14 protein-coding genes and 2 pseudogenes are annotated in these 20,929 nt (G+C 56.5%); 6 read left to right on the top strand and 10 right to left on the bottom strand.

What is annotated here, in order from left to right; translation table 11 throughout:
• Positions 1-554 precede the first annotated feature (554 nt).
• The gene (gene hemN / locus QA639_RS34120; protein WP_283088251.1) at positions 555-1,889 is read right to left on the bottom strand and encodes an oxygen-independent coproporphyrinogen III oxidase; all 1,335 of its coding nucleotides are present in this window, start codon (positions 1,887-1,889) and stop codon (positions 555-557) included.
• Positions 1,890-2,897: 1,008 nt separating this feature from the next.
• Between hemN and QA639_RS34115 the strand changes: the two genes are divergently transcribed.
• Positions 2,898-3,644 carry a hypothetical protein gene (locus tag QA639_RS34115; RefSeq protein ID WP_283088250.1) on the top strand — a complete coding sequence of 249 codons (747 nt, stop codon included), beginning with the start codon at positions 2,898-2,900 and terminating at the stop codon, positions 3,642-3,644.
• Between the two features lie 1,244 nt (positions 3,645-4,888).
• Complete coding sequence (locus tag QA639_RS34110; protein ID WP_283090664.1) at positions 4,889-5,614, top strand: LuxR family transcriptional regulator; 726 nt, start codon at positions 4,889-4,891, stop codon at positions 5,612-5,614.
• A gap of 405 nt (positions 5,615-6,019) precedes the next feature.
• Here QA639_RS34110 and QA639_RS34105 read toward each other — a convergent pair whose 3' ends face one another.
• The gene (locus tag QA639_RS34105; RefSeq protein ID WP_283088249.1) at positions 6,020-6,754 is read right to left on the bottom strand and encodes an outer membrane protein; all 735 of its coding nucleotides are present in this window, start codon (positions 6,752-6,754) and stop codon (positions 6,020-6,022) included.
• Positions 6,755-7,165: 411 nt separating this feature from the next.
• Between QA639_RS34105 and QA639_RS34100 the strand changes: the two are divergent.
• Positions 7,166-7,327 (top strand): annotated as a pseudogene (locus tag QA639_RS34100) (transposase); the annotation flags it as partial.
• 3 nt (positions 7,328-7,330) lie between these two features.
• On the opposite strand, the pseudogene QA639_RS34095 reads toward QA639_RS34100, so the two are convergent.
• The 8 genes and pseudogenes from QA639_RS34095 to nodD1 all read right to left on the bottom strand — a co-directional run.
• Positions 7,331-8,290, bottom strand: a pseudogene (locus QA639_RS34095) (IS481 family transposase); the annotation flags it as partial.
• Between the two features lie 357 nt (positions 8,291-8,647).
• A complete protein-coding gene (locus QA639_RS34090; RefSeq protein WP_283088248.1) occupies positions 8,648-9,121 on the bottom strand; it encodes a NolY in 474 nt (157 codons plus the stop codon).
• 1,358 nt (positions 9,122-10,479) lie between these two features.
• The gene (locus tag QA639_RS34085; RefSeq protein WP_283088247.1) at positions 10,480-11,508 is read right to left on the bottom strand and encodes an LLM class flavin-dependent oxidoreductase; all 1,029 of its coding nucleotides are present in this window, start codon (positions 11,506-11,508) and stop codon (positions 10,480-10,482) included.
• A gap of 266 nt (positions 11,509-11,774) precedes the next feature.
• A complete protein-coding gene (hisC, locus tag QA639_RS34080; protein WP_283088246.1) occupies positions 11,775-12,878 on the bottom strand; it encodes a histidinol-phosphate transaminase in 1,104 nt (367 codons plus the stop codon).
• A 697-nt stretch (positions 12,879-13,575) separates the two neighbouring features.
• Positions 13,576-14,289: a MerR family transcriptional regulator gene (locus QA639_RS34075; RefSeq protein WP_283088245.1), complete on the bottom strand. Its 714-nt coding sequence runs from the start codon at positions 14,287-14,289 to the stop codon at positions 13,576-13,578.
• Between the two features lie 118 nt (positions 14,290-14,407).
• Positions 14,408-14,617, bottom strand: coding sequence for a hypothetical protein (locus QA639_RS34070; protein WP_283088244.1), 210 nt, complete (start codon positions 14,615-14,617; stop codon positions 14,408-14,410).
• A 509-nt stretch (positions 14,618-15,126) separates the two neighbouring features.
• A complete protein-coding gene (locus QA639_RS34065; RefSeq protein WP_283088243.1) occupies positions 15,127-16,134 on the bottom strand; it encodes a LysR family transcriptional regulator in 1,008 nt (335 codons plus the stop codon).
• Positions 16,135-16,839: 705 nt separating this feature from the next.
• Positions 16,840-17,784: a transcriptional regulator NodD1 gene (gene nodD1, locus QA639_RS34060; protein ID WP_283088242.1), complete on the bottom strand. Its 945-nt coding sequence runs from the start codon at positions 17,782-17,784 to the stop codon at positions 16,840-16,842.
• A 488-nt stretch (positions 17,785-18,272) separates the two neighbouring features.
• Between nodD1 and QA639_RS34055 the strand changes: the two genes are divergently transcribed.
• Genes QA639_RS34055 through nodC form a run of 3 tightly spaced genes read left to right on the top strand, consistent with a single transcriptional unit; the run spans position 18,273 to position 20,902 of the window.
• Entirely contained in the window at positions 18,273-18,908 is a 636-nt protein-coding gene (locus QA639_RS34055; protein WP_283088241.1) for a NodA family N-acyltransferase, read from the top strand.
• Entirely contained in the window at positions 18,905-19,564 is a 660-nt protein-coding gene (gene nodB, locus QA639_RS34050; protein WP_283088240.1) for a chitooligosaccharide deacetylase NodB, read from the top strand. Before QA639_RS34055 ends, nodB begins: the two co-directional genes overlap by 4 nt.
• 15 nt (positions 19,565-19,579) lie before the next feature.
• Positions 19,580-20,902 (top strand): chitooligosaccharide synthase NodC, encoded by a 1,323-nt coding sequence (gene nodC / locus QA639_RS34045; RefSeq protein WP_317248070.1) that lies wholly within the window; start codon positions 19,580-19,582, stop codon positions 20,900-20,902.
• The last annotated feature ends 27 nt before the right edge of the window (positions 20,903-20,929 follow it).

Raw genomic sequence — 20,929 nt, 5'->3', positions numbered from 1 at the left:
CTGTCTGAGGTTCAATCGGGACAACAGAAGGCGAGCGATCAGATCGCAGAACTAAATCGCAGTTTCGATGCTCAGGGAGCCGACTTGAAGCGACCCTCGGACCAATCGCCGCTCTGACTTTACGAATAGACTTGTCGCAGGTACCCTCAGCTTCTCCTCTTCCGGCTTCTCCTTCACCCCAACTCCGCGCCGTCTCGAATCCCGCCAAGACAGCGGCCTGCCGAACCAGCCGGGGCGGTTTCCGTTGGGGGCACGCACTCATTGGACCGAAGGCTGACGAGCCAGGTGACGTCTTTGGGGCAGTCCTGCGCCTAACGTTGCCATTCAACGGATAGGCCGCTTTCGCAAGCGGCTTTCGGTTACGGTACCCAAATCTTACGGTGGCGTTGGTGTTCGCAATAAGACTTCGCTAAGGTCGTCGCCATCATTGCGCTAGCCGACGGCAATCCGGGTTCGCAGAACCATTTCTACAAATCGAGCCGCCTGGCCTCCCGCGATTATCGGCTCGCGACAGGCGGTGATGCTTTTGAATCTTTTAAGGCCGATTGCGGGCGCTAATAAGGTTTGCGGTCGAGATAGGCGTCAAATGCAGCCGCAACGGTGCGAATCATGAAGCGGTGCTCCTGCCTCACGCGGATAGAGCCGTTCTGTATGTGAACGATCCCGTCCTCGGCGAGCATCGCCAATCGTTCAGCTGAATCGAGAATAGAGAGCGGATCGAAACCGTGGGCGGTACAGATCGCCGACACGTCGGCTTCCAAATCGCACATCAGCCGCTCGATGATTGCAGCCCGGACGCGGTCTTCGTTAGTGAGACGATATCCCTTTGACGTCGCCAAACGGCCGGTTCTAATGCGCTCCTTGTAGGACCCTCTTACAACTTCGTTCTGGACATAGCCGTCACCGAGACGGCCGATGGCCGACGTGCCCAACGGGATCACGGTGCTACAGCTGTCGGCTGAATAGCCCAAGGAGTTGCGCCGCAGGCGACCAGTTTTCTGCGCTAGCGAGAGCTCGTCGTGTGGCAAGGCGAAATGGTCGAGCCCGATTGGGTGGTAGCCGGCGGCGACCAGCGTATCGGCCACGGCCGCTGCCTGTTCGGCACGGGTCGCGTAATCCGGTAGCGCCGCCTCATCTATCAGGCGCTGACGTTTCATATACGAAGGAACGTGCGCATAGCCGAAAACCGCAAGCCGGTCGGGGCGCATGGCTACGGCCGTCGTCGCCGACTGGACACAGGACTGCACCGTCTGATGAGGGAGGCCGAAGATGAGGTCGAAGTTGATACGGTCTATTCCATGCTGGCGTAGATTTTCGACGGCGGCTGCGGTCTGCGCCTCACTCTGGACGCGGTTAATCGCCTTTTGAACGATGGGATCGAAGCTTTGCACGCCGAGGCTTGCGCGGTACACGCCGGCTTCTCCCAAGGCTTCGGCCATCTCCATCGTAAACGTGCGCGGATCGATCTCGACTGCGATCGTAGCCGTTTTCCTAAATGCAAAGCGAAGACGCAAAACGTCCATCAGGGCCAGGAACTCCTCAGGCTCGATGAGCGTCGGCGTGCCACCTCCAAAATGTACGTCACTCACAGGCAGACTTTGCGGTACTTGCTCCGCTACCAAACGAATCTCGTCACGCAGCACCGCCAAATAATCGAACATTGGCGCATTCCGGCGAGTGAAAGTCGTAGGGAAGCCGCAATACCAGCACATTGAGCGACAGAACGGAATATGGAGATAGAGCGACACAGCGCCGTCGGCCGGTAAGCTCCTCAGCCATTTCTCACAAGTCTCGGCGCCGACAACCGCGGAGAATTCCGGTACAGTTGGATAGATGGTGTACCAAGGCAGGTGGGCGTCGTAATACTTTTTCAGGAATGAGATCTGCAACGGCGCCGCCCCATGGCTTTACCAGCATGACGCTGACGGCTGCGCTCGCCCGTGTCATTGCGCTATGTCAATTGGTCCGCGTTAGCCGAGAAATCCGCCGTTCCGTCGAACTTGCTAAGGTGGCCGATATCGTTTTCGTGTGCCGTCAGAATCGATAGCGTCCGAGAAAGGACGCCGTCTAAAGCTGCATTTATCAAACGGTTAAGCTGCGCGAGGTTTTTGACCCGGTTGGTCTGGCTCTGCCGTGTGTAGGAAGAGGTCAACGACTTTTTTGATATGCCTAGCGCGAGAAGATGATAATCATGATGATCGAGAACTCTGTTGTAAGCTTTCGCTGCGGACGCCGGACCCGAAGCCGGGTATTCCATCAGTACCGATGCCGCCCTTTGCGAACAAACCGCTAGGCGTTTAGATTATCTCGTCCCTCGACTTAGAAGCGGCTGACGATAGGCCTAGACTTCGACCGGTCGGCGAGCAGATTGCAGAAATCGGGTTGAATGATCCGCAAGTAGAGCAACAATTGTCTGCCTTTTGGACTGGCTCTTTGATTCAACGGACAATCATCACAGGTCTTCAGGCACCGAATTGTGCGGCCCGCACGACACGTACCGTCGTGCAACCTGACGTTACGTCTGATTCAAGCTCGTTTTGACGACCGCACACGAAATATTCGGACTGGAAGATCAAAGGAGCGACGAGCCTCAATTCCGCCACGCTGGTTGTTTCATTCCAACCATCATCATCACGGATGTACTGATGATGGTTGGGACGACCCGGCGCACTTCCATCCCGGCAAAGTGCGTCGGGGCGCCTTGGTGATCGAGTTAATCGCTTCTGTTGACGTCGAACCGATCACTTAGGGTTGAAGGAATATCGCCAAAAAGTGTATCCCCCCAAAACAAGGGGGCGACAGCATACTCCGCGCGCCGTAAGTATGCGGTTCGAGCATCGGGCGCCAAATGCGTCTGCCGGATCGCTCACGCCTTTCGTAGTTCTCAGGGTAGTCGAATGAACACGCCGGTTCGACGGCATTGGAGTCCAAAAGAACTGTTCAATGCTCTGACGCCGGCGATGTTTACCGCTAACGCATCGGTTGTGCGGGCACGTAGGGACAGATTGTGGCCTGAGTTGTATACGGAATACGACGCAAGGCATTTAAAGAAGGAGCTGTGCATCCGTAACTTGATCAAAACCGACGAAGCGAAGGCGTTCTTCAATGCCTGGGCTGCTGACGAAGAACGCCATACCGACGGTTTCATCCAAATCATGGAACTCGTCGCTGGCGGATCCGAACCGGATCTTCGAAAAAGATTGGACGCGCGAACGCATGATTTTAGCGCAATCAGCGAGTTCTTGGAGGATGAATTCTCGCTCATCGTTATGATCGCGTTTGATGAAATGTGTACCTGCCGCGCCTATGCTGCGGAGAGGGAATTTTATGCCGGACTTGGGAGCAGTCGTTTTCTGCTTTGGCTCAGGGAGGTGATTGCCGACGAAGCAGTTCACTCAATGAATGCCGTTAATGTAATTCGCGCCCGGTACTGCAATCGCGTCAGCGAAGTTGGGCCAATCCTCGAGAGCCTGATCAGCTGCATTACAGACGATACGACTTATACTGGCACTTTCGTGCTGGATTATTTTGGCACGGCGTACACGAAGGAGTTGCTCGCCAACTGCCGCGCCACGATCCTTAGAAATGTTGCCAAGCCGCTCTCCGCGGCAGAGCAAGACGAAAGCAACCGGCGGCCAAATTGATAGCGACCCACCTGCGGAGTGCGCTAGCCCGGCGCCGACCGGTGTCGTTCGGCTGCTACGTTGTCAAGTCGCGCTCAATTGATCAACGAAGTCACTGGTAATGTCGCATTCCATCCCGATGTCGCGATTGCTCCAATGCATGTGATGCGAGCAATCCCCCTAATCCTCTCAAGCTATTGCCGCAAAACGCGTTTTTCCTGAGCGCGCCAACTGGTACGACACTTGCTGTTTCCATCCGAGGTCCTCTCCTACTGGAGATGAGCATGCAAAGTGTTCTATGCACCACGCAGGTATTGGGATGTTTTGCGTGTCCGGGTGATGTCCTTGTCCAGCCTGCTTATGCGCGTGAGAGGCGATCCCTGATCCGCACGAGGCTATGGAGCGACCTGCCGATCGTCTCCAGGCACAGCGCAATCCGCTGGCAGGAACCCGACCAGCTGCGTACTGGTGGTGATGTGAATGCGAAAACGAATATGGCCCATCCGATGTCATTTTCGCTTGCGACCGCAACGTCAGCCTTTTTAGCGCTCGGGTCGAGCTCAGTATGGAGGAACTGGTTGGCGCGCTGCACCTCACCTAATTCGCAGAAGCGCCATACCGGGGATCGCGCTGCGTTCGGCATCGCGAAGCGACGAGCGTTCGTTCCAAGCGGAGCCCGCTTTCACGAAGAGCGATCTCGCTTATGCCCCGGACAGTCAACTCTTCGAACGCATGCCACCTTGCACTTGCTCGGATCCGAGGAGGCTGCGGCTGCCAACCTTTGCAGAAAGGTAGGATCAGATCCGAGCGGCTGACCGGACATATGGATTGTGGTCATTGCCAGTGTTTGCGGCCACGATACAGCTCGGGATGGAAGGTGCAGACCTGATGGTCGCCATCAAGGCGGAGGAGAACGCGCCGAGGTTTGATTGGGCCGACAACAGCGTCCTTGCCGGTCGCATCATCGGCGAGCCAGGTGGAGGACGAAATGATGTCCGCGCGGCGGTCGTGCCGCGCCGGTCAGCCTTTGCCCGAGGTCGACCGGGGCCGGCCCGCTGTTTAATCGACCCGCCCGCGACTAGCGGCCCATTCGCGCAGACCAAGCAGTTCGGGAAGAGCATTCGCTTTAGCCCGCGAGCGTTCATATACGAAAAGCGAAGCCAAGAGTTCAGGTGATGGATTGGAAGCTAGCTCCACCCGAAACGAACTCAATCGGACAGCGCAACACCGGTCGTCTTTTGGACCGGGATCCCGTCGCGCCTAAAATGGATATCTTTAGCTTCACAGAATGCGCAAATCAAACGCAGTCCCTTAGAGCGTTGTTCCAGCTTCTTGTGAATTGCGCGACCGAGGAGGGCTTTAGTGAGGTTGCCTACGGGGCTCTCAATTTTGTGGAGCCGCTTCGCCTACCGGAGTATCCACCACCCACAGTAGCAGTGAACTGGCCGCCGGATTGGTGCGATCGATACTTTGAGCGCAAATACTACACAATCGATCCCGTGGTCCGGCGCGCACCAATGCTTTCGCGGCCGTTTCTGTGGGACCAACTCCCCAAGCAATATCAACTACAGCCGGACGAACGGCGAGTGCTCACAGAGGCCAGAGAGGCGGGTCTGAAACACGGCATGAGCGTGCCCTTGTTTGGACCCTTGGGTCGACTATCGGTGGTATCATTTGCATCTCGGTTCGATGATGCTGATCCTCAGCACCGTATAAGTCATCTCCACGCACTGGCCTGGAACTTTCACACCGCGTGTGTGGAGATATCGCGTCCCTCGGAGAGTAGCTGCAACAGGAAAGTGACGCTATCGGAGCGGGAGCTAGATTGCATGCGATGGGTTGCGGAAGGAAAATCGTCGTGGGAAATTGGCGTTATACTGCAAATCAGCGAGAATACGGTGAACTTTCATCTCAAGAACGCAATGCGAAAGTTGGGCGCGACCAGTCGGGTCCAGGCTATCGTTATGACGATTCGGCTCGATCTCATCTGAATCTCCGCAATGACGTTGAGTTGGATTGCCAAGTGGCGGCGCTGAATGATGATGGTATCGAGCGGGAAAATTGTGATCATCATCGTTCGACGAAATTCGACCTCGCAAATAGAGACCCGGTCAGGCTCGTCGTTGCAGGCGCAGCGCGTCGTCTCCGACCATGAATAATCATCTTCCCACTACACAATAGGGGCTCGGCTTTCAGTTGGCACACGGCGCTGACGAGTACCTCGTGATGGCCAGCCGAGATGGGGAACGCCCACAAAGCAGGTTTTGCGCGGTACGAAATGTAGGCTCTTGGAAGCCCAGCCGAGCGTGTCAGTGCCGCATAGGAGATTATCTGAAGAAAGAACCCCGGCCGAAGGTCGGGGCTCTCGGTTCGCGACGCGATGTGGGCCGATGTCGCTATCTGGTGAAACCCGGACCGAACTTGTAGTTGAGCCGAACAGTGACAAGATCAACGTCCTGGCGGATGCGATCGCCGGACCCACCGGTCGCGGGGAAGATGATATCATTGTCCTGCATAAAAAGGTGGTCGTACTCGACGCCAAACGACCAGCTTGGCGCAAAACCGACCTCGAGACCAGCTCCAAGCGCGCCACCCCAACGAAGATTGTCGCTTCTCGCAAACTCAGAGCCGGTGGCCACCAAGCTGATCCGATAGCTGTTGCTGGTCACCGCAGCGCCGCCTTTGGCGAAAAGCAGCACGTTGTTGAACGCGTAACCGATCTGGCCCGTGAACAATCCGAACGCATCGATTCTGGTACGATTGCTGACTGTCGGCACGACGGCGGCGCTGACATTGGAGCCGCTGAAGTTAGCCCAGTTGCCTTGAGCCTCGACGCCGTAGACTACATTGAATATCTGCCAACGATAACCCACCTGACCGCCGACGGTGGCGCCGCTCGCATCATGGCAGCCTTCGGGGGTGATTGCAGAGAGGTCCCAGCAATTGTTGCTCGACGCCCATCCACCATTGATGCCAAGATAGAGGCCGGTCCAGTCATAGATCGCTGGAGGCAGCACTAGCGGCGGTTTCGCTTTGGTGAAGACCGGCTGCGCGGCGAGATCCGCGCCGAACGCGGGCGCCGCCGCGTTAAGCGCGATGATGCTTGCAGTCAAAAGCAGCAAATTCTTCATTCGAGTATCGTTCCTTTCCATTGCCCCGGCGATTTGCGTATTAGCAACATCACTGTGAATTGCTGTAACTCCAACACAACATGTCAGCGCGAGAAATTGCCTCAATCTCACGTAGCGGGAGGTTGTGTAATCAGGATATTCGGATGAAACGCTGGGCGTTCACAGTGCGTGTTGAAGGTGTTGAGATCAAATCGCGCTATCAGAACGGCCGTGCCTAGCAGAGTTATCGCAGAGCAATGGATCGTCTCACGCGCTCGCTTGTAAATAACGAAGAGCGGCAGGCTCGGTCTATAAGGACGATTCTAGACGGAAGGAAGCATGAGCAGGTTGTCCGTAAGCGGCAGTTCTAGGGATACCCTTTTGAGGCCAAATCAGATTCAAGGCTTCTTTTGGGAGGCGGCCTTGGGTGTGATGGATCGTTTGGTGTTGAGCGACGCGGCTTGGGAGCGCATGGCGCCGCTCATCATTGGCCGGCCCGACCAGAAAGGTTCGACCGGACGCGACAACCGGATGTTCGTGGAAGGGGTGCTCTGGATCGTTCGCACGGGCTCTCCCTGGCGTGATCTTCCGGAGGCTGTTTAGTCCCGGCATTTTCTGGAGCGGGTTGAGTTTGAATCGTTCTGGCTGGGAAGTCCAGCATTTGCAGATGTATTCGTAGGGTGTAAGGCCCTTCAGGGTCTTCAGCCGCCGAGCGTAATTGTAGGCGGTGATGAAGTCGGCAAAGTGAGCTTCGAGCTGATCATGTCGATCGTGCTGGTAGCGTTGAACGGTCGCTTCCTTGATCGTGCGGTTTATGCGCTCGACTTGGCCATTGGTCCAGGGATGCTTGATCTTGGTCAGCCGATGTTCGATGCCGTTTTCCTCGCATCGCATATCGAACATATGCATCACGTATCTTGCCGTTGGGCCGTCGGCGTAGCGCGGCGGGAAGGTGAATTGGATCCCATTGTCGGTGAGAACCGCGTGGATCTTGTAGGGGACAGCCGCGATCAGAGCTTCGAGGAAGGCCGAGGCTGAGGTCCTTCCCGTCTTCTTGACCAGTTGCACGAAGGCGAACTTGCTGGTGCGATCGATTGCGACGTAGAGGTAGAGCTTGCCTTCAGCGGTCTGGAGCTCAGCGATGTCGATGTGGAAATAGCCGATCGGATAGGCCTTGAACTTCTTCTTCGAAGGCTTGCCGCCTTCCACCTCCGGCAATCGGCTGATGCCGTGGCGCTGGAGGCAGCGATGCAGGGATGACCGCGTCAGATGCGGGATGGTTGGCTGCAGTGCATAGAGACAATCGTCGAGCGGCAGCAGCGTATGCCGCCGGAACGCGACGATGATAGCCTCCTCCTCGATGGAAAGGACTGTCGACTTAGCTTCCTTGGGGCCTGTTGAACGATCGGCGACAGTCTCGCGCTGCTTCCACTTCGCGATAGTCTTCTGGTTGATCCCGTAGCGCTTGGCGAGGGCTCTCAGGCTCTCTTGACTATTTTGTATTGCTCGACGGACCGCCTCCGTCGTGGTGGCGCAGCCGTGTAAAACCTGTCCCATAGCACATCCTTCGAATCGTGCGACAAGAATGCACCATCAAAGCTTGGGACTAAACACCTAGAGCGCGTTCGTATCGAGATCGGGTAGCGTCGAAGCAGGTACTGATCAAACGGACAAGCGGTGCATTGCCCTGATCGTTGTCAGACAGTGGAGGATGCAGTTGCGTCCTCTCGGCCGTGCGGTGCCTACTAGCGGGTGAATAGCAATCGGGTAACGTACCTAAGGTCTTGGCTGGCAAGGCCAACGTCATTTCGCGCCGTGAAACTGGAGGCGAGCCAGCAGCGGCGTGCATCAACTCGGCTGGCAAATTGGAAGAGAGCGCTTTGAGCAATGCCAGGCGGAGTGCCTTGTATTTATCTATGCAGAGCATAAGCGTGAACTGGCGCTCTCTTTGATCAATTGACAGAAACAAAGAGCGTCATCGACCGCATCTAAGACAGCTATTCGCCCCTCAATGACTACTGCATGTGCTAGAATGAACTTTGCGAGAGTAATCCGATTAGCAGTAGTTTGCATGGCTGCTGGTAGGGCAGCGATTGCTCGGTCAAAAAGTGTTCCCAAAACCTCAAGGTCTTCTGGATAGTAAATCGCACTGTGCCCCGCTCGTGACGGGATACTCCGCCCTCCGTCAGCCTCGCGGCGGGTAGTCGTCTTGTCTAACTGATCCTGGTCCTGTTCTGCTGCAACAAGTGCACTTGTCAGTTTGTTGAGCAACTGCATCGCGTCGAACGCGTTCTTGTCCTCGCAGATTAGTCCGGCAACTGCTTCCACTTGCCGGCCGATGCTTTGTCTGAGGTGATCGACGCGCGAATTGCAACAATCAAAGTTCATGATGTCTCTCCAGATTAACTAAATGCAGTCGAGGTGCGGATGACGGGCCGGTCCTTCATTCCCGTCTGGTAAAACTCCAGGTTGCACGAGGACCAATTGTTGTTACCCGTTGTGGACCAACGTATCGGGTGTCATAGGAAGCGAGCGAGCGCGGGATTTCTGTGTCGAGAAAAACGATGTCGAGCACGTAGTGCCGGTGAGCGCCCGCCATGCGCCACGGTGCCTGCCGCGGTTGGCAAAACTATCCGCTTTTACATTATGGCAGAGCGCACGATCGTGATGAACGCCGCTCATGACGAAAGACTGAGACACTGTCGAGCGAAGTGCCGTCAGGCGACCTTTCCCGTAAAATGGCGGGTCCGCCGGAGCTGCGGGCGCAACGTAAGCATGGCGCGGTAGAGATATACATCCTGCCGAACGACGCTGCTGCGGAGGCGCCGACGCACCAGCTCGGCAGAGCGGCCATCTCGACGACGTCGTCGGAAAGTGACGAACGTTACGTCGCCAAGCAATCAAGCGCTTGCGTGCGTCTAATGATTGTCGAAGGCAGCGCATGACATGTCGTTGCGGCGGAGCCGGTTGTGGAAAATAGGTTCATGGGGTGCTCGCTTGCTCAGTGGGGCTGAGCAAGCGAAGGCAGGAAGTGGTGATCAAGTGGCGCTGATAACGGGACGAGAAGCACGAACACATTGCGGAGCTCGGATCAAGTTTCTGGTGTGAATTCAACCGCAAACGACATTCACCTTGCAAGCGAACGATTGTATGGAGACGAACCGTGTAACGTCGCTGTGCGAGCAGCCGCTTCGACTCGGAGACGACGCCAAGGTGCTGCGAATGGCATCTGGGCGTTCCATAGGGAATTCGGATGCAAACGTACAAGGTGGAGAATTCATGGTCATGCGACGGTCCGGGAAGCTGCTCCTAGGGCAGGCAATTATGTATTGTATTCGTGTAAAAGCGGTACAATCGATTGTTTTTATGGGACACATCCAGATCGCCAATGGGCCATCCGGGATGCGTCGTGCGCGATTATCAACGTCAGAGAACGAAGCAGGTAGCTAGTAGATGTCGGTCGTTGCTATCGCGATGCCCGCGGAGTCCTCGCAGGATCTGAAATATTAACAGGGCGTGCCCGGTGCTCAAGACGGCCCATTTTTGAATGCGCCTGCCAAGCGCTGACAAGGCTCCGCGGCGTGCCGACGCGCTAAGCGGCTCGCGGAGATAGTTTGTGGACCTCCTAATGAGGGACGAGGAACGGCTGCTCGCTCGGTAGTGTACGTGCCACTTCGTGGCACGTAACGCCTGGACTGAAGAAGCTCGCCTGTTATCGAGTGAGCTCAAATAGTGCAAAGATGTCGTCAGCAAAGCCGAGCGACAACCTCTGATTGGAGTTTGGCTGCGGTGTAAACCGAAACATCCAGCGGAAGATTGCCGAATGCAAGCTGACAAAGCAGGTAGTTGGCGCCCGCCTCTTCCATCTGATTAAGAAGATGTTGTCGGACGGAAGCGGGCGTTCCGACGACGCACAATTCGCTTTCAAGCGCCGCATCGAAAGTCAGCGGCAGATTAGGTGGGGTCGGAACGGTATTGAGCTCATAAAGGAACATAAAGCTCTCGAGCCATCGTTCGTACGCAGTTGCCGCCAGCGAATATGCTTCTTCATCAGAACGCGCAATTACAACCATGCGGAGCAATCCGGTGAATGGCTCTCGATCATCAGAATTAGGGGTGCGGGGTAAATGCGCGCGGAAGGCATCAGTAGTTTTTCGAATGATAGAGGAGGGGCCTATGCACGCGAGATTCGCGCCGTTGGTAGCTGCCCAGGCCGCCGATTCGGGCCGATTGCTGGCGACCCAGGTTGGCGGAGTTGGACGCTGAAGCGGCTTTAGCGTCAAGGGAACATCGTTCAGCTCAAAATGATGCCCATGGTAGGAAAGCGTGTGGTCTTTCATCGCGTTCGAGAGGATTTCGCTGGCTTCCTCATACCGTCCTGGAGCATCGTTGGCGCTAATGCCGAAATAACCCAATTCGATCGGCAGTGAGCCCCGTCCGATGCCGAGTTCTAGTCTACCACCGCTCAATTGGTCGAGCATACACAGCTCCTCGAATGCTCGCAGCGGGTGATAGAGGTTAAGCAACATTACCAGGGGACCGATACGCAGCCGCTGCGTGCGTTGAGCGACGCTTGACAAGAACAGATTCGGGGACGGACCCCTCCCATGCGGCGTACAATGGTGTTCGGCCAAATGATATGCATAGAAGCCAAGAGAGTCGCACGCTTCTGCCAAGGTCAGGCGATCTGCGTACTGTCGCGCGGCATCGCGGCCGTCGTCGTCCAGATGATCGAAAATTCCGCAGGTCAGTTTTGAAGGCTTGCGATTCGTCACTCGATTGTCTCCGATTGTAGAACGCGGGAAGGGCCTGTCGGCTTCAGGCCGTTGTCGACGTCTGTCATATGATCGCCGTTAGATGTCTATTCTGGGTGTATCGTTCGGCACCTGATCCCGTGCCGATCCGCAAAGGTGATCGTCAAAGTGCTGACCTCTGTTGCCCGGATCGGAGCTCAAGTCGGGGCACTATTGTTCATCGCAAGTCCATTGGGATCATCTTGCCCTCATGTCAGTTTCCTGCTGAGCGGCTGGGAAGCGCGCAGCTAGCAACTGCGGGTCTTTATGCGGGCTGAAATCGCCTTGATCGCCGCCAGAAACGCATCCATTTGATCTTTAGTGCCAATGCTAATACGGATACAGCGTTCGAGGCTCTTATCGGGGAAGGAGGCGACGAGAACCTTCTCCTTCGCCAGAGCCGCTTGCCACCAACTGCCATCTTGTCCGACAGGGGCGCGGGCTAGCACGAAGTTCGCGTGGGAAGGTGGTACGCAAAAGCCGAGCTGAGATAGCTCAGCTGCAACTCTCTGCCTTTCATCTCTGATGTGTCGATGGTTATCTTCATAAGCTGCGCGATGGGAGAGGATGCTGATGCCAACTGCGTGGCCGATAACGTTCATATTGAAAACGTTCTGGATGTTGCGCAACCTGCCAATAAGCGCGGGATGACCGAAGCCGAAGCCGACGCGTATGCCGGCGGCAGCATAGCTTTTTGAGAGCGTTCGAAGAATCAGAAGATTCGCATAGCGGCTCAGGAGCCGTAGGCCATTGTCGGGTGCAAAGTCGACATAGGCTTCGTCTAGGACGATTAGGCGGTCCGATCGTGCCAGCAGACGTTCGACATCGGCGAGCGGAACGTAGGCGCCGGTCGGATTGTTCGGATTAGCCAAAAGAACGAATTTGGCGTCTTTCGCTGGGCCCGAAACCAGCTTCTCGATTGGTAAGGAAGGGGTTTCCGCACTTTCTATCTCAACGAGCTCGGCAGCATGCAACATCGCAAGCTTGCGGTTGAATGAAAAGCCGGGTGAAAGCATTGCAACGCGATCTCCCGGGGTCAGGAAAGCTCTGTAGAGCAGCCCAAGAAGTTCGGATGAGCCATTGCCGGCAATCACCTGATCCGTCGCGATGCCATAAGCGTAGCCAGCTGCTTCCCTCAAGCTGATGTTGTCATGTTCTGGGTACAGGTACTGCCGCTCAAGAGCCGAGCGCGCGCCTTGCATGACAATGAGCGGCAACGGGAATGGATTCTCATTCGTATCCAGTTTCACATAGCTCGCGTCCGGGGCAGGCGGGCCGGATGGCAGGACATCTAACTGGCGCGCCACCGGAGAAAGAGAAGAAAGCACGTTTTGCAGTTTTTCGTCCGACATGGTGTTCTCCCTCTTGACCGCCGAGAGCTGCCGTAATGACAGCAATTGAGTGCTGTCATTTGTGGCGAGGAAAACGGCAAACCAAACTGGCTAGACGACGCGAGATCTTCAAGTGGTGGTCGAATCTCTTCCGAGCAAAATCTGCAGAAGTAGAGGAACCGTCACAGCCTCTTAGGCGGTTGAGAGCCGCGGTACCAGATCCGCGATGGTGTCAGCAGTTTGCCGTCCGGTATCGGCTGGCAATCTGGCACGTCAGCATTAGACAGTTCCGCGAGCCCCGCCACCAGCAACAACAACGTCGCGACAACTGCGAGCGCGAGAAAGAACGCGAGTATCGCAACTGCTATGTTGTCAAGGCGTCTCATTACCTAGAATCCTTTGCAGGGCGCCGCGCGAGCCAAGACAATCAGGTCCACTTGGCAACTTCACAGGATCATCGTGTCGTTGCCAGGAAGCACTGGCTATCTGCGCTGGACCGTACAATGTGACGCTACGTGCGTTTCAAGCGCTTTCTTGTCGGTCAAAGCGATCAATCACTACGCGCAAGGCGTGTGGATTGTAGAGGCCGTACCGTAAGAGGGCGCGGTAAGTTCTCAAATGACGACACGCGAGTCCGACTCGAATGTGTCGCCGACGTCTAGGGATCGCGGCTTCTAAAACCCGAGAGTGAACGTGCCCGCATCGCGCGGGCCACGCGTCAGTGCGACTGGTTCTCCAGCGCGGCAAGCGCGAGATCGAGATATTGCATTAGATTAGGATCCCAGCCCGCCAGGCTCCGAGGGGCGCTCAACCGTGCAAGAACCTTCAGGATTGTCGAGACGGTCGATTCAACTCCCGCGATTTCACTGAACAGCAAGCGCGCTTCTAGCGCTACGGCTCTCGCGCGCTCGCTGGAGGGATGCTCACTGCGATCCATGCAATCGCGCAATTCGTCGCGGATTCGTCGCCATCGCTCCTCTCGCTCGGCGGCTAGCTTGCATGTGCATCGATGGGACTGGGCACGTTTCTCGACCCTCGACATGGCATTCAAGGTGGCAGGCAACTCGTCTACGCTCACCTGTACATCACCATCGGTCGTCATGTTGCGCAAGCGATCCCGCAGCAGCGTCGTACGCGTCACTTGCAGCTCGATCCGCTCCAAATGGGAGCGCAATAGATCCGTAAGCGAAGTGCGCCCCTCCATGGCCTTACGTATCTCGTGAAGGGAGAAGCCAAGCTCACGCAGCGCTAGAATTTGATGAACTCGCTGTACGCTTTCACGATCGTACATCCGGTGACCGCCGTCGGTGCGCTCCGACGCAGCAAGCAGACCCGTGTGCTCATAGTGATGCAGGGTGCGTACCGTCACTCCGGTAGCATCTGCAAGTTCTCCGATGCGCCATCGACGCCTTCGTGGTGTAGCTTTGGTCATGTGTTTCAATTCAAAGCCTACAACCTGACGTCACGTAAGATTCAAGCTATTTCAAGGGGCTAGCTGAACCTTCTTCCATTCCGGCGCAAGCATGGTGGATATTTTGGATCGTCTTCGATCAAGCTGCGGGAGAAATCAGGTTCAGCAAACTCACTAATGACGCCAATTGTGGCTCGCCTGCACCTGCACGCATCAGCACAAGCTTAGCGATTGCCGTTCGATTCTCGGGGGTGCGCATAGACGCTGGCAGAGCCGTGACGGCATTATCAAAGATCCTACCCAATACCGAAAGATCCTCCGGCCCCAAGAAATCATAGTAGCGCTGCACGTTCAGCTCCCGATATCATTGCGCGAGACGAGCGCGCGTGGGCAAGGCGTGTGGCCGCGGTAGGGCCAAAACGGGACGTACCGGCGGTGCAGAACGTCACTGATGCCGTGCGCGCTCGAGTGATGCGGTTGGGCAACACAGGAGCGCGCGATCCAGGCCCTGCGATAGATCTGAGCTAACCGTGCTACCGCCAATCCTCTAGCGGGGCACGGGTGCGCGGGAGAGATTGAGCCAAGCGAAGATCGCACTTTGTTTCTGCTGTCGATTACTGGACTCTACATCTACCGCGAGTCCAACTGCCGGCTTGAGCCGTTGCTCGCGCGGCCGGCTCGATAGCAATTTGCAGCGGTGTGCACAATAGCGTGAGAACAGAGTCAAAGGGGACGAGCTGCTGTGTGCGTCTGGAGCGCAGGCGCGGGCCGGACGGCGAGAGTACAACGCAAGCCAAGGAGGTGGCTGGAACATAAGCGGTTCGAGAAACGACAATTACAAGAGATAGCAATGGGTTCTCATGGAGAATCCAGGGAGATCGGATCACAAGGTGGGGGAGCTGACGCGACGACTTGACCTAATTTTGAGACGCCAGAGGCTTGCGTGGACTCGTCGGGCGGGGGCATGCAGAAAGCCTCCTGCATGATTAGCTCTCGCATCCATGTGCTTGCCGGATCGCTGTTGTGAAAAGCTGGCCACTGGATTGTTTCGGTGAATGCGGGAAGTGAGAACGGTAGGTCGACTATACGTAGTGGTGTCGTGTTCTCAAAATGCCGCACCAGCCTTAAGGGCAGCATCCCGATACGGTCCGTGCCCAATAGCATGGCTGGGATCATACTGAAGCTCTGCACGCTAACATCGATGCGCCGCTTGAGGCCTTGCTCAACGAAAAAGCATTCTTCGACCGCGGACTTTCGCGCAAGCGCAGACCTAACTGCGACCTGTCCGATAGACATATATCTCTCGAATGTGAGCCGGCGAGATAGCTGCTTGTTTGTGCAGCAGCCGACGCACACGAGCCGGTCCTCGAATAGCTTCGCCTTAGGATGCGCGCTGGACATCAATATGTCGGGCAAGATGACAAAATCTGCTTCACCGCGGCGGAGGAGCTCGTCGTGATCGTCGGCGGGGGGCTGCAGCTCAAGCCTGACGTTGGGAGCATCCCGCGAAACGCGCGCCACGACCCGTCGGAAAAACACAAGGGTACTGCAATCCGAGAGACGAATCACGAACCGGCGATGTGATTCGGTCGGGTTGAACTCATAATGCGAGATAATGGAAAGCTGGATCTGCAGCAGAGCCTCGCGAACAGGCGTAGCGAGGCGTTCCGCACGCAATGTCGGGACGAGTCTGCGGCCTCTCATCGCAAATAGTTCATCCCCGAAGTAGGCGCGTAACCGGGAAACGGCGGCACTCATGGCGGGTTGGCTGAGATTGATTCGACGGGCGGCCTCGGTGAGTGTCCGCTCGGTCAGCAGAGAATCAAGTGCAACGAGAAGATTAAGATCCAGGCCCTTGAAGCGCATACTCACTCTTCGAAGTGTGCGCTTGTGCTGTGCAAACCAGCAATAGCGCCTGTGACAGTCTCAATCGCGCGGCTGTGCCAGAATCGTTTTGGCCTATCGCGCGAAGGATGCGCCCGCGATTGATCGCAGCAAGCGGGTTTGCCGCGCCCCTGAGACCGCCAAAGATCCAAAGGGCTCAGTGCTGCGTCCGACTACCGGATTGCCATACCACGTCAATCACCTCGGAGATCGTTAGCGACGAGCCCGGACGCCTGCGCAAAGGATCGCAAGAGCGATCCGGAACGCGCAGAGCTGCGGTCCCTCCTGTGGGGTGCTGTTTGCAACTCTACAACCTGACGCTACGTCGGGTTCAAGCGGGTTGCGCTAGAAAGCGCCGGTCACGAAACGGTATGCAGCGTCAGTGCGGCATGGACGCCTACTCTACTTTTCCTTGATGTTGCCGTGGGCATTGATGACGGACGCTGCGCAAAGACCGTTGGCCGCAGCGCCGCAAACGAGGAGGAGCTGGCCACTCACGAGCAGCACTTAACGTGGGACTCGAGCACGTTGCGACAAATGTCGAATCGCGGCTCGCCTTCCGTAATGTAGCCTGGGCCCTGCAAGCAGCTCATGAGACGGTCCAGGGCATAGGAATAAGAACTGCTCCAGGGTAAGGAGCCGAACAAATCTATTTCGGTAAGAGTGCTAAGAGAGCTACGAGAGAAACTAGCAGCGTCTGCGACTTGAGGAAATCTTAGCGAGGAGAGCCATGTTGGATGCCTCCTCCAACAACAGTCGCCGCATCCAAATGCTGGCCGGATCAGTATTATGAAAGGCCGGCCATTGGATAGCCTCGGTAAACGCGGGAAGTGGGAGCGGGGGTTCGACGATCCGTAAGGGCATCAGTTTCTCGAAATGCTTAGCCAGTCTTAAAGGCATCGTCCCGATTCGAACGGTGTCCAACACGACTGGAGGGATCATGCTAAAACCCTGCACGACGATCTCGATTCGTCGCTTGAGGCCGTGCTCCAGCAAAAACCATTCTTCGATATTGGGCCTTAGCGATCGCCCGAATTTGGCGGCAACATGTCCCATCGACATGTACCCTTCAATTGTAAGCTGGCGTGATAGCTCCTTGTTTGATCGGCAGCCTACGCAGGCAAGTGTCTCCTCAAATAGTGTCGCCTTGGGGTGCGCACCCGACATGAACAGCTCCGGGGCGATCAGAAAATCGATTTCACCGCGCCGTAGGAGTTCGTCAGGTTCATCTGAAAACGGCAGCAGATCAAACCGGACTGCGGGGGCCTCCCGCGCGATGCGGTCTATAATCTTTCGAAAGAAAATGATCGTCATGAAGTCCGAAAGGATCACCCTGAAGCGGCGAGTCGATTGTTCTGGATCGAACGTGTCGCGCGAAATAATAGAGAGCTGGATGTGCAGCAGAGCCTCGCGAATCGGGGCAGCAAGTCCTTCCGCCCGCGATGTTGGGACGAGTTCCCGGCCTCTCATCGTAAATAGTTCATCACGAAAATAGGTGCGCAGCCGTGCAACGGCGGCGCTCATGGCGGGCTGGCTCAGATTGATCTTGCGCGCGGCTGCAGTGAGATTGCGCTCGGTCATCAGCGCATCGAGCGCGACGAGAAGATTTAGATCAAGGCCCTTGAACCGCATGCTGTGAGTCTATCCATCGTGTGGATGAGTTAAATCGATACAATCGATTTTACCAAATTGGGGAATGTTGGATAGCAAACATCAGTTTGTAGAAATCGAGACGAGGCACATCAAGATGGCTGGCGGTCTTCGCACGGGCTCTGGCAAGAAGCCTCAGTTATACGCCGAGCAGACACACGGACATCCTGGCCGGCACGCTCTTCAAGCCGCGCAAGACGCATCACGCAGGCGTGCGGCGACATCCACGTGCCTGCTCAAGAAGGCGTCCGATAAACCTTCGTATAGCGTTTCCAACCCTTTCCATATCGGCCGCTTACCTCCGTAGACTGGAGGTAATGTCGAGTTGCTCCTACTTTCGCGGCAAGCGAGTTGCCGATTGTAGGTGTCAGATGCCTCTGCGAGGACGCCCAAACGATCAACTCTAGGCAGTCAAATCGTCTTGAAAGCAAGTTTACTCTCGAACGCCCGGCCGCACGTCGGAGGCACCGATGAATATGTCTGTATCCAGCTCTACAGGCGATCTCCTAGCGCACTCTCAGGTGCGGTGGAGATTGTGTTGGGAAAATGAGTTAACGCTCGCTGATCATACTGAACTCGCCGAGTTCTTCCGAAAAGCATACGGGGCAAACGGTGAGTTTAATGCGGCGCCGTTTGAAGGCAGTCGAAGTTGGGCTGGTGCAAGACCTGAACTGCGCATAATCGCTTACGACTCAAGCGGCGTAGCTGGCCATGCGGGCATCCTACGACGCTTCATCAAGGTCGGGGAGACTGATCTCCTGGTAGCCGAAATAGGGCTTTACGCAGTACGCCGAGACGTGGAAGGGCACGGGGTCACCTATCAGGGAGCGATGCGCGTTGGATATCCGATGCTGCGGAAGCTCGATGCTCCGTTCGGTTTCGCCGCGGTGCGGCCCGCGATGCGTAAGCATATCGAGCGGATTGGCCGGAACGGGATGGCCAATGTGTTGACGGGAGTTCGCGTGCGGTCGACCCATCGGGATGTATATCTCAACATGTCACCCACGCTCGTCGAGGAAGCACTCCTGGTAGTTTTGCCGATTAGCCGGCCAATGAGTGAATGGCCGAGCGGTACGATGATTGATCGGAACGGGCCAGAGCTGTGAGAAATGTCGACCGCGGACTAGAAGTGCGCAGCGAGTACGTTGACGCTAACGGGGGTCGAAGCGTCTATTTGACGTTCGACGACGGTCCTCACTCCATTTGCACTCCGGATGTGCTGGATGTGCTGGCGGAGCACAATGTGCCCGCCACGTTCTTTGTCATCGGCGTCTACGCGGGCGATCAGCCGGAATTAATCCGACGAATAATCGCAGAGGGACACGAAGTCGCCAATCACACGATGAGTCATCCGTATCTGTCCGAATGCGAGCCCGCCGAAGTGCAGCACGAGATACTAGCTGCTAGCGGGGCGATCAAAAGTGCGTGCCCCGGCGCCTCCCTGCGATACATGCGCGCCCCGTATGGGGCGTGGACCCAGGAAGTGGTGAAGACATCTGCGATGGCCGGACTCGCTGCCGTGCACTGGTCGGTCGACCCGCGGGACTGGTCGCGTCCCGGTGCCGATACAATTGTCGACACGGTTATGGCCTCCGTTCGACCGGGAGCAATTGTTCTCCTCCATGACGGATGTCCTCCTGGCGAGCTGCAACGGGACAATCCCAGAGGTCCACGCGAGCAGACCGTGAAGGCGCTTTCCCGCCTGATTCCAGCTATGCGCGGCCGCGGATTTACAATTCGCCCGCTTCCTCAACCCCACTGAATAGCTCCGGGCCCCATGAACCTGCTTGCCACAACTAGCACTGTTGCGATCTCATGTTATGCGCTGCTTTCGGCAGTCTACAAAAGCGCGCAAGCGATTTATGCAATGAAGGGCGACGACCCAGCGTTACCGGACGATGTGCCGGACGCTGGCGTGTTGCCGAGCGTGGATATCATCGTTCCTTGCTTTAATGAGACCCCACAGACGTTGTCCGCGTGCCTCGAGGCCATCGCAAGGCAGAGCTATTCGGGAAAGCTGCAGGTATACGTTGTTGATGACGGGTCTTCAAACCGTGATGCTGTCCGACCTGTCTATGACGCCTACGCGCGCGACCCGAGGTTCCATATTATTCTGGAACGCAAGAACGTTGGAAAGCGCAAGGCGCAGATTACCGCGATACGTCGCTCGCGCGGAGATCTCGTGCTGAACGTCGATTCCGACACGATGATTGCTGACGACGTGGTCACAAAACTTGCAATGAAAATGCGGGATCCGGCGATCGGTGCCGCTATGGGCCAGCTGACTGCCAGCAATCGGGACGACAGCTGGTTAACCAGGCTGATCGATATGGAGTATTGGCTGGCTTGTAACGAGGAGCGCGCGGCACAGGCCCGCTTCGGCGCTGTTATGTGTTGCTGTGGCCCATGTGCAATGTACCGCCGGTCCGCGCTTCTTTCGCTGCTGGATCAGTATGAGACGCAGTTGTTCCGTGGGAAGCCAAGCGACTTCGGCGAAGATCGTCACCTCACGATTCTCATGCTGCAAGCCGGCTTTCGAACCGAGTACGTGCCGGACGCAATCGCCGCAACGGTAGTGCCTGATCGCCTAGGACCCTATCTGCGGCAGCAGCTTCGTTGGGCAAGGAGCACATTCCGGGATACGTTGCTTTCGCTCCACCTGCTGCCGGGGCTCGGGCGCTATCTCACGCTGGATGTGGTCGGACAGAATCTCGGTCCGCTGTTGCTCGCCCTGTCATTGTTGACAGGACTCGCGCAACTTGCATTCACCGTGACTGTGCCTTGGTTCACCGGTGTGACGATCGCAGCGATGACCATGGTGCGCTGCTGTGTCGCCGCGTTCCGAGCCCGAGATATTCGCTTTCTCGGCTTTTCGCTGCACACCCCGATCAACCTCTTTCTCCTGCTTCCCGTAAAAGCGTATGCCTTGTGCACACTGAGCAACAGCGATTGGTTGTCGCGCAAGTCCACGAACCCGGCGGACAAGGCGAAAGAGCAGGTCATTTCCTTAAATCCGATCGTTGAAGCAAACGCGACAAGTGTCACAGGGTCGATCAGAAAGGCAAGTGTCACGCGACTCGTCGACGTTGATGACGTCTGAGAGTATGTGCTGTGGCGAGTTTAAGCC

Origin of the sequence: Bradyrhizobium pachyrhizi (genome assembly GCF_029714545.1) — a bacterium.
In the GTDB taxonomy this organism is placed as follows: Bacteria; Pseudomonadota; Alphaproteobacteria; order Rhizobiales; family Xanthobacteraceae; genus Bradyrhizobium; species Bradyrhizobium pachyrhizi.
The sequence above is the reverse complement of the archived record's forward strand: the minus strand, read 5'-3'. Positions and strand labels throughout refer to the sequence as shown.